The organism is Nocardia rhamnosiphila NBRC 108938 (genome assembly GCF_000720425.1).
Taxonomy (GTDB): domain Bacteria; phylum Actinomycetota; class Actinomycetes; order Mycobacteriales; family Mycobacteriaceae; genus Nocardia; species Nocardia rhamnosiphila.
Map to the genome: position 1 here is coordinate 1 of NZ_JOAJ01000044.1, position 770 is coordinate 770.

Genomic DNA, 770 nt, shown 5'->3' on the forward strand with positions numbered 1-770 from the left:
ACCTTGCCCGACTCACCGTGGGGCACCTTCAGCGAGGTGTCACGGACTTCGCGGGCCTTCTCACCGAAGATCGCGCGCAGCAGCCGCTCTTCCGGGGTCAGCTCGGTTTCACCCTTCGGCGTCACCTTCCCGACCAGGATGTCACCATCACGCACCTCGGCACCAATCCGCACGATGCCCCGCTCATCGAGATCGGCGAGGACCTCATCGGAAACATTCGGGATATCGCGGGTGATCTCCTCGGCACCCAGCTTCGTGTCACGGGCATCGATCTCGTGCTCCTCGATATGGATCGAGGTCAGCACATCATCTTCCACCAGACGCTGGGACAAGATGATCGCGTCTTCGTAGTTGTGACCCTCCCACGGCATGATCGCCACCAGCAGGTTCTTACCGAGAGCCATTTCACCGTTCTCGGTGCACGGACCATCGGCCAACACCTGACCACGCTCGACCCGCTGGCCTTCGTCCACAATCGGCCGCTGGTTGGCGCAGGTGCCCTGGTTGGAGCGGGCGAACTTCCGCATCCGGTAGGACTTACGCGAACCGTCGTCGGCCATGACCGTGACGTAGTCGGCGGACACTTCCTCGACGACACCGGCCTTGTCGTTGACCACGACATCACCGGCATCCACCGCGGCCCGCAACTCCATACCAGTACCCACCACAGGCGCCTCGGAACGGATCAACGGCACCGCCTGACGCTGCATATTCGCACCCATCAAGGCACGGTTGGCGTCATCATGCTCGAGGAAGGGAATCATCGCCGT

1 pseudogene is annotated in these 770 nt (G+C 62.3%); it reads right to left on the reverse strand.

Annotated elements, in window-relative coordinates:
- Window positions 1-770, reverse strand: a pseudogene (locus IG75_RS0135570) (DNA-directed RNA polymerase subunit beta); the annotation flags it as partial.